At 63.9% G+C, this 5,044-nt stretch carries 9 protein-coding genes and 1 pseudogene; 7 read left to right on the forward strand and 3 right to left on the reverse strand.

The genetic code is table 11. The annotated features are described in order from the left end of the window. The first annotated feature begins 126 nt into the window (after window positions 1-126). From Q0331_RS06450 to arfB, 4 genes are read left to right on the forward strand one after another with little or no spacing between them, the layout of a single operon-like run. A complete protein-coding gene (locus tag Q0331_RS06450) occupies window positions 127-372 on the forward strand; it encodes a CopG family ribbon-helix-helix protein (protein WP_080716819.1) in 246 nt (81 codons plus the stop codon). 45 nt (window positions 373-417) lie between these two features. Beyond that, on the forward strand, window positions 418-768 hold the full coding sequence (locus Q0331_RS06455) for a VOC family protein (protein WP_035005743.1): 351 nt from the start codon (window positions 418-420) through the stop codon (window positions 766-768). A gap of 45 nt (window positions 769-813) precedes the next feature. Further along, window positions 814-1,074, forward strand: a complete 261-nt coding sequence (locus tag Q0331_RS06460; protein WP_239200233.1) for a hypothetical protein — start codon at window positions 814-816, stop codon at window positions 1,072-1,074. A 19-nt stretch (window positions 1,075-1,093) separates the two neighbouring features. Then, a complete protein-coding gene (gene arfB / locus Q0331_RS06465) occupies window positions 1,094-1,537 on the forward strand; it encodes an alternative ribosome rescue aminoacyl-tRNA hydrolase ArfB (protein WP_035005746.1) in 444 nt (147 codons plus the stop codon). 7 nt (window positions 1,538-1,544) lie between these two features. Here the strand turns inward: arfB and Q0331_RS06470 are convergent, their stop codons facing one another. Together Q0331_RS06470 and Q0331_RS06475 are read right to left on the reverse strand one after the other, a co-directional pair. Beyond that, window positions 1,545-1,805 (reverse strand): HigA family addiction module antitoxin, encoded by a 261-nt coding sequence (locus Q0331_RS06470; protein WP_049049231.1) that lies wholly within the window; start codon window positions 1,803-1,805, stop codon window positions 1,545-1,547. Between the two features lie 34 nt (window positions 1,806-1,839). Continuing rightward, window positions 1,840-2,121 carry a type II toxin-antitoxin system RelE/ParE family toxin gene (locus Q0331_RS06475; RefSeq protein ID WP_005290974.1) on the reverse strand — a complete coding sequence of 94 codons (282 nt, stop codon included), beginning with the start codon at window positions 2,119-2,121 and terminating at the stop codon, window positions 1,840-1,842. A 121-nt stretch (window positions 2,122-2,242) separates the two neighbouring features. On the opposite strand from Q0331_RS06475, the pseudogene Q0331_RS10820 reads away from it, so the two are divergent. Beyond that, window positions 2,243-2,488: pseudogene (locus tag Q0331_RS10820) on the forward strand (alkane 1-monooxygenase); the annotation flags it as partial. A gap of 46 nt (window positions 2,489-2,534) precedes the next feature. Here Q0331_RS10820 and Q0331_RS06485 read toward each other — a convergent pair. Next, window positions 2,535-2,924 carry a heavy metal-responsive transcriptional regulator gene (locus Q0331_RS06485; protein ID WP_005290994.1) on the reverse strand — a complete coding sequence of 130 codons (390 nt, stop codon included), beginning with the start codon at window positions 2,922-2,924 and terminating at the stop codon, window positions 2,535-2,537. Window positions 2,925-3,022: 98 nt separating this feature from the next. Here Q0331_RS06485 and merA point away from each other — a divergent pair, with 98 nt between their 5' ends. Together merA and Q0331_RS06495 are read left to right on the forward strand one after the other, a co-directional pair. Further along, entirely contained in the window at window positions 3,023-4,444 is a 1,422-nt protein-coding gene (gene merA / locus Q0331_RS06490; RefSeq protein ID WP_034978272.1) for a mercury(II) reductase, read from the forward strand. Continuing rightward, complete coding sequence (locus Q0331_RS06495; RefSeq protein WP_005293255.1) at window positions 4,441-4,791, forward strand: hypothetical protein; 351 nt, start codon at window positions 4,441-4,443, stop codon at window positions 4,789-4,791. The genes merA and Q0331_RS06495 overlap by 4 nt, the downstream gene beginning before the upstream one ends. The last annotated feature ends 253 nt before the right edge of the window (window positions 4,792-5,044 follow it).

Below are 5,044 nucleotides of genomic sequence, written 5' to 3' on the forward strand. Positions count from 1 at the left end.
GGAATCGCCACCGAGAATCCGGCGGTGGCTGCCCGCGTTAAACGTTGAACTTGAACTCCACGGATTGTCGAAAGACTATAACCTCCCCCGAGCCGCCAAGCCCTTTTCCGTATTACGATTATGTTCATGAAAACTATCAACGGAAAGCCAGTCAGCGAAGAGCAAATCGATGCGTGGGTAACCGAAGCCGAGAAAGGCTACGACGTAGAAATACTTCGTCGACGAGGAAGGAAACCTCGCAACGAAGATACTGCGAAGGTTATCTCCATTCGGCTCTCTCCTCGCGAAATCTTGGACCTCGACAAATACGCAGCCGCCCACGGATGGTCACGGTCCCAGGCAATCCGCGAAGCGCTAAAGAATGCTATTTAGAAATGCACGTAGCAAGCGTCAGATCCCATCCTCATAATAGAGACCATGAATGATGCCAATCTCACGATCCGGCAGATCACCTTCGACTGCCACGATCCCTCAAAGCTCGCCAAGTTTTGGTCCGCCGCAACCGGATGCGAAATCGCCGCGGATTACGGCGATTTTGTGATGGTTGATTCCACCCCGGCGCTGGGATTTCAGCGCGTCAAGGATCCGACACCTGGGAAAAACCGCATGCACATCGACGTTGGCGGGGCGGAGCGCGAAACTTTAATAGAACGCCTCAAAGACCTAGGCGCTACCGAACTCACCACCCACGAGGCGCCGGGATTGGTGTGGACTGTCATGCAGGACCCGGAAGGCAACGAGTTCTGCGTGGGTAACCCCGGGGACTAGCTACACTACGCGGAGCGTCTCTAGGTCCAAGGCTGGCGTCAATCTGTGATGTCGCTAGCGGGAGACACAGTCAATGTCGCGAACTGCGCCCGTCAGGCTGCGGTGGATCAGGCGCAGAAAGCCACCGAGAAAATTCGCGACATGAACGACGACCGGCTACTTGCGAAGGCCGCTGAAATCGAAGCCCGACGGGAGAAGGAAGAGCAAAAAGCACTCGACTCAACCGACGACGAGAATAATTCTGAGGCTGAACCCCGTCCGTCGCGACGCGGCCTCCGCTTCCGCCGAGACAAGAACGACTCGTAGGGCACCTAGACTGGGCTGCATGAAAGACCTGACCATCGCGCCCGGCCCGGGGATCCCCGACGGTGCAGTCATCGCCGCTGCCGACCTAACGGAGCGGTTCGCGAAGTCGTCGGGTCCGGGCGGCCAGGGCGTCAACCCGACCGACAGCAAGGTCCAGCTTTCCATCGATATCGCTGAAAGCGCATCGCTTACCGACGCCCAACGCCGCCGCATCTTGCGCAACCTCGAGCACCGCTTGGACGGCTCCGTCCTCACCGTGTCTGCGTCGACCCAGCGGTCGCAGGTGCGCAACCGAGCTGAGGCACGCGAACGCATGGCCGCCCTGTTGCGCGAGGCCCTAGCTCCGCCCCCTCCCCCGCGGCACAAAACGAAGCCGACGAGGGGCTCGGTACGGCGCCGTCTCGAAGCAAAGAAGCGGCGCTCGGAGCTGAAAGCGATGAGGCAACGGCCCCAAATTCCCTAGGTGCGGCCTACGCCGAAGCAGCTTGGACCGGCTGAATCCGCTCGATCTCGGCGAGGATTTTGTCTTCTGCCACATCCAGGTCGTACTGGGTCTGCAACCCGAGCCAGAACTGGGGGCTCATCTCGAAAAACTTCGCTAGACGAAGGGCCGTGTCAGCGGTTACAGCGCGCTTACCGTGAACAATTTCGTTGATCCGGCGGGGCGGAACGCCGATGGAGACGGCGAGCTTGTGCTGGGTGATCCCCATTCCCTTGAGAAAGTCCTCCATTAGGATCTCACCGGGGTGAACCGGAGGGAGCTTGTCAGTGGTAGTCAACGATCTCAACCTCCTCTGGCCCCGCAGCGGACCACCGAAAACAGATCCGCCACTGGTCGTTGATTCGAATGCTGAACTGACCCCGCCGATCACCTTTCAACGCCTCAAGCCGGTTTCCCGGGGGAATCCGTAACTCATCAAGAGTCTGCGCGTACCCAAGCTGGCGAAGCTTGCGCAGCGCTACTGAGTGAATGCGGGAATCGATCGAGCGAACCCGCTCTCGATTCCACAGACGCTCAGTGTCCTTGTCAGCGAACGACTGGATCATGCTTCACCCTATCCCCCATAACGCGAAGCGTCAATAACGTTACACGTTAAATTTGAACTCAACGGTATGTCGTTGCAAAGTTACCCCCTCTCGTTAACACCATCAAAAGGAGTGTTATTCAATGAAAGCGATCGGCTTCTTAAGCTTCGGGCATTACGCCTTCGGCAGCTAGTGCGGGCCATCTGCGGAAAAGATCGCCAAGACTCGTCTGGAGATCACCCAGGCTGCGGACGAAATCGGCGTGAACAACGCGTCCTTCCGAGTCCACCACTTCGCGCTGCAGGCCTCCGCCCCGATGCCGCTGCTGTGTGCTATCGCGGCCACCACCAAAATCATCGAGGTGGGCACCGGCGGCATCGACATGCGCTAGCGCATATCGGGGTTGTAGCGTTTGAGTCATTGACTCCCGCCGTCTACAAGTACCTACACACTTGATCGGTGCTGCACGTTTCAGGATCCGGGTGCGCGGCGTCCTGGCTAAGGTCCGCGATAGTGTCGCGCAGCACGGAGAGCTGCGCGATCTGCTGCTCGATCTCAGCGAGGCGCACGTCAAGCAGGTCGCGCACGTGCTCGCAGGGCGCATGGCCGCCGTCGCGGATGTCGAGGATCTGGCGGATCTGGGCGAGGGTGAGGCCCGCGGCCTGGCCGCGGTGGATGAAGTCGATCCGAGCGACCGTCTCGGGCGCGTAGTCGCGGTATCCGGACGGCGTGCGCTCGGTCGGGGGCAGAAGGCCCTGTTCCTCGTAGAAGCGAAGGGTCTTCGCGGTAGTGCCTGCCCTCTCGGCGAGTTCTCCGATCCACATTGCTGTCTCCCTCCGTGGCCGCGCTTGACCTTCCCCTGCACTGGAAGGTCCAGTATGGCTGAGACAGAGCAGAAAGCCAAGAGTTGACAGGAGTAGCGATGCCTACGAAGTACGATCTCGCCATCATCGGATCGGGAGGCGGCGCGTTCGCCGCTGCGATCCGCGCCAGCACGCTCGGGAAGTCGGTGGTGATGATCGAGCGCGGGACGCTCGGCGGCACCTGCGTGAACACGGGCTGCGTCCCGTCGAAGGCGCTCATTGCCGCGGCCGGCGCGCGGCACGTCGCGGTCGACGCCGCAACCCGGTTCCCCGGGATCGCGACGACGGCGGATCCCGTCGACATGCCCGCGCTGATCGCTGGGAAGCAAGCGTTGGTGGAGTCGCTGCGCGGCGAGAAGTACGCCGACGTCGCCGACTCCTACGGCTGGCAGGTCCTCCGCGGCGACGCCTCGTTCGTGGGCACCCCTGATGCGCCGGTTCTCGATGTTGCCGGATCCGACGGAAGCGTCGAGACCATCGAGGCCCACCACTACCTGGTCGCGACTGGTTCTCGCCCGTGGGCACCGCCGATCGACGGCCTGGAGGAGACCGGATACCTGACCTCGACCACGGCGATGGAGCTGACGGAGGTCCCCGAGTCGCTGCTGGTGCTCGGCGGCGGCTACGTCGCCCTGGAGCAGGCGCAGCTGTTCGCCCGCCTCGGCTCGCAGGTCACGCTGCTCGTGCGGTCCCGGCTCGCCTCGAAGGAGGAGCCGGAGGTGTCGAAGGCGCTCCAGGAGGTGTTCGCCGACGAGGGCATCCGCGTCGTCAGCCGCGCAGTGCCCACCCGGGTCTCCCGCGGCACGGGAGGCGAGGCCGTCGTGACCGCCGCCTTGTCCGGCGGCTCGCAGGAGTTCCGCGCCGACCAGGTCCTGGTCGCCCTCGGACGCCGTCCCGTCACCGATGGCCTGAACCTCGATGCGGTCGGGGTGAATACCGGAGACTCCGGCGAGGTGGTCGTCTCCGACCGGCTGCAGTCCTCGAACCCGCGGGTCTGGGCCGCGGGCGACGTGACCGGGCACCCCGAGTTCGTCTACGTCGCCGCCCACCACGGCACCCTCGTCGCCGAGAACGCGTTCGCCGACGCAGACCGGTCCGTCGACTACGCCCGCCTGCCGCGGGTGACGTTCACCGGGCCCGCGATCGGCGCGGTCGGGATGACCGAGAAGGACGTCCTCGCCGCGGGGATCCGCTGCGACTGCCGCGTCCTGCCCCTGCACCACGTGCCCCGCGCCTTGGTGAACCGCGACACCCGCGGGTTCATCAAGATCGTCGTGAACGCCGAGACGAAAGAGATCCTCGGCCTGACCGCCGTCGCCAAGGACGCCGGGGAGCTCGCCGCCGCAGGCGTCCACGTGCTCGGCAGGACCGTCGCCGAGGTCGCCAACGCCTGGGCCCCCTACCTGACCATGGCCGAGGGCATCCGGATCGCCGCGAAGGCCTTCACCACCGACCCGTCGCTGCTGTCGTGCTGCGCATGAACGGCAACGCAGGCAATCGGGGAGATCTCATCCTGAAGCAGACGATGAGCGCCGATCAGGACCGCGACGAATGGCGCGCCGGTCCCGTCGTCGCTGCAGTGACCGGGCTGCTCTTGCTGGCATGCTGCGCGCTTCCGTCGCTGCTCTGCTGCGGCCTGCCGTTCATCGCGGCGGGCGGAGCACTCGCAGGCGTCGGTGGGCTCCTCGGTAATCCCTGGATCATCGGTGCCGGGACCGCCGTCGTGATGGCCGTCATGGCGGGGATGCTCGTCAGGCTACGGCGGCGGCACCGGCGCCGCAGGTCCGGCTGCTGCGAAAATCCTTCGACCGCTGATCGGAACCGGTAGTTCGAGCGGATCCAGCGATCACTGCCACCTGCAGAGGCCGCTGAAATCGAAGCCCGACGGGAGAAGGAGGAGCAAAAAGCGTTCGAATCAACCGGTGACGAGGATAATACTGAGGCTGGATCCCGGCCGTCGCGACGCGGTCTCCGCTTCCGCCGAGACGAGAAAGGGTTGTGGGCACCTAGGCTGGGCGGCATGAACGACATGACCATAGCGCCCGGCCCGGGGATCCCCGACGGTGCGGTCATCGCCGCCG

Source organism: uncultured Corynebacterium sp. (assembly GCF_937999985.1).
Classification (GTDB): domain Bacteria; phylum Actinomycetota; class Actinomycetes; order Mycobacteriales; family Mycobacteriaceae; genus Corynebacterium.